Origin of the sequence: Sphaerotilus sp., from assembly GCF_041083715.1 — a bacterium.
Classification (GTDB): domain Bacteria; phylum Pseudomonadota; class Gammaproteobacteria; order Burkholderiales; family Burkholderiaceae_C; genus Sphaerotilus.
The window spans coordinates 1-2,648 of sequence record NZ_JBFPGY010000218.1; the positions used below are offsets into that span (position 1 = coordinate 1).

Consider the following 2,648-nt stretch of genomic DNA (forward strand, 5'->3'; position numbering starts at 1 on the left):
AACCAAGGAAATTGCGGTACAGCGCCAGACCGTGGTCGGCGCTCTTCTCGGGGTGAAACTGGGTGGCGAAAATGTTGTCGCGGGCCACCGCACAGGTGAACGGCGCACCGTAATCGGTCTCGCCCGCGGTGTGGCGCGGATCGTCGGGCGCGGTGAAGTAGCTGTGGACAAAGTAGAACCACGCGCCATCCGGCACACCAGCCCAGACGGGATGCACCGCCCCGTCATGCGCGATCTGGCGCACGCGGTTCCAGCCCATCTGCGGCACCTTGTAGCGGCTGCCGTCGGGTTGCAGACGGCCCTCCAGCTGGAAACGCTTCACGCGGCCAGCGATCAGGCCGAGGCCGGGCGTGTCCTGCTCCTCGGAGTGGTCCAGCAGCATCTGCATCCCGACGCACACGCCCATCAGCGGCTTGGTCGCGGCGGCTTCGAGCACCGCGTCCTTCAAGCCCGAGTCGTGCAGCTCGCGCATGCAGTCGCGCATCGCGCCCTGCCCCGGCAGCACGACACGCTCGGCGGCGCGCACCTCGTCAGGCCGCGACGTCACGACGACCTCCAGCCCGGAGCCTTGCGCCACATGCAGCACCGCCTGCGACACCGAGCGCAGGTTGCCCATGCCGTAGTCGACGACGGCGACGGTGCGGCGGTTCGTGCCGGTCATCACAGGCATCCTTTGGTGGACGGAATCACACCCGCCGAGCGCGGATCGGGCGTGATCGCCATGCGCACCGCGCGGCCGAACGCCTTGAACATCGTCTCGCACTGGTGGTGGGCGTTGTGGCCCTTGAGGTTGTCGATGTGCAGGCTGACCAGCGCGTGGTTCACGAAGCCCTGGAAGAATTCAAAGACGAGCTGCGTGTCGAGCGCGCCGATCATCCCGGAGGTGAACTTGACGTCCATCTCCAGCCCCGGACGGCCCGAAAAGTCGATGACGACACGCGACAGCGCCTCGTCCAGCGGCACGTAACTGTGGCCGTAGCGCGTCAGGCCCTTCTTGTCGCCGACCGCCTTGGCCACCGCCATGCCCAGCGTGATGCCCACGTCTTCGACCGTGTGGTGGCCGTCGATGTGCAGGTCGCCGTCGGCCTCGATCTCCAGGTCGATCAGGCCGTGGCGGGCGATCTGGTCAAGCATGTGGTCAAAAAAGCCGATGCCGGTGGCGAGTTTCGACACGCCAGTGCCGTCGAGGTTGACCCGCACGCGGATCTTGGTCTCGTTGGTGTTGCGCTGGATCTCGGCGATCCGGGGGGTGACGTCAGTGCCGATGCTGCTTGGAGTGTTCATGGTGCTCATCTTCAGACCGACGCCCGCAGCGCGTCGATCATGCGGGTATTTTCTTCCGGGGTGCCGACCGTCAGGCGCAGGCAGTTGGCCAGCAGCGGGTGCAGCGCCGCGACATGCTTGATGAGCACGCCGCGCTGCTTCATGCCCTCGAAGGTCGCTTTCGAGTCGGCGACGCGCACGAGGATCATGTTCGCTTCGCTCGGCCACGCCTGCACGCCGGGCAGGTCGCCCAGTGCCGCCTGCAGCCGCTCACGCTCGTGGCGCAAGACCGCGGCCTGCCGGTCGTACTCGTCGGCATGTTCCAGCGCGAACAGCGCGGCTTCGGCGTTCAGCACGCTGACGTTGTACGGCGGGCGCACCTTGTCGATCTCGGCGATCAGCGCGGCCGGCCCGACCATGTAGCCCAGGCGGATGCCGGCCAGGCCGAACTTGCTCAGCGTGCGCATCACCAAGACGTGGTCATGTTCGCCCGCCCGCGGCAGCCAGGTGCGCGAGGAGAACGGCTGGTACGCCTCGTCGAACACGACCAGCCCGTTCTGCGCGCCGACCGCGGCCACGATCTTCTCGATCACGGCGTCGTCGAACAGGTTGGCGGTCGGGTTGTTCGGGTAGGCGATGTAGATGATCGCAGGGCGGTGTTCTTCGATGGCGGCCAGCATCGCGGCCTCGTCCAGCGCGAAATCGGCAGTCAGTGGCACGCCGACGAAATTCAGCCCCTGCAACTGCGCCGACATCGCGTACATCACGAAGCCTGGCACCGGCGCGAGGATCGTCGCGCCGGGCACGTCACAGGCCAGCGCCAGCAGCGAGATCAGCTCGTCCGAGCCGTTGCCGAGCATCAGCGCACAGCCGGCGGGCATGGCGATGTGGTCGGCCAGCGCGGCCTTCAGATCGTCGATGCGCCCGCCGGGATAGCGGTTGATCGCCACGGCGCCGAGGCGCTGCCCCAGTTCGGCCTGCAGCGCGAGCGGCAACGTGAAGGGGTTCTCCATCGCGTCCAGCTTGATGAAGCCGGCGCTGGGCTGGACGGCATAGGCATGCATGCCCTGGACATCGGCGCGCAGGGTCTGGGAAAGTCGATTGCTCATGGGTCGCTCCTGCGCGGGTCAGTCAGCACGTTTCAGGCGGAACTCGGCCGCCTGCGCGTGCGCCTGCAGCCCTTCGCCGTAGGCCAGCTCGGCGGCAATCAGGCCCAGCGTCTGCGCGCCCTGCGCGCTCACCTCGATCAGGCTGGAGCGTTTCTGGAAGTCGTAGACACCCAGCGGCGACGAGAACCGCGCCGTGCCCGAGGTCGGCAGCACATGGTTCGGGCCGGCGCAGTAGTCGCCCAGCGATTCGCTGGTGTACGCGCCCAGGAAGATCGC

General features: G+C 67.4%; 4 protein-coding genes. All 4 read right to left on the reverse strand.

Annotation, left to right across the window (positions count from 1 at the left end):
* Positions 1-661 (reverse strand): imidazole glycerol phosphate synthase subunit HisH (gene hisH, locus AB3X43_RS09585; RefSeq protein WP_369429615.1); only part of this gene is annotated, 661 nt, incomplete at its 3' end.
* A complete protein-coding gene (gene hisB, locus AB3X43_RS09590; RefSeq protein ID WP_369429616.1) occupies positions 661-1,284 on the reverse strand; it encodes an imidazoleglycerol-phosphate dehydratase HisB in 624 nt (207 codons plus the stop codon). The genes hisB and hisH, both read right to left, overlap by 1 nt.
* An 11-nt stretch (positions 1,285-1,295) precedes the next feature.
* Positions 1,296-2,372, reverse strand: a complete 1,077-nt coding sequence (hisC, locus tag AB3X43_RS09595) for a histidinol-phosphate transaminase (RefSeq protein ID WP_369429617.1) — start codon at positions 2,370-2,372, stop codon at positions 1,296-1,298.
* An 18-nt stretch (positions 2,373-2,390) separates the two neighbouring features.
* Positions 2,391-2,648 (reverse strand): histidinol dehydrogenase (locus AB3X43_RS09600; RefSeq protein ID WP_369429618.1); only part of this gene is annotated, 258 nt, incomplete at its 5' end.

Excerpts from the sequence above, each read along its gene's own strand:
- hisB (WP_369429616.1), bottom strand. The coding sequence starts at position 1,284 with ATGAACACTCCAAGCAGCATCGGCACTGACGTCACCCCCCGGATCGCC.
- hisC (WP_369429617.1), bottom strand. The coding sequence starts at position 2,372 with ATGAGCAATCGACTTTCCCAGACCCTGCGCGCCGATGTCCAGGGCATG.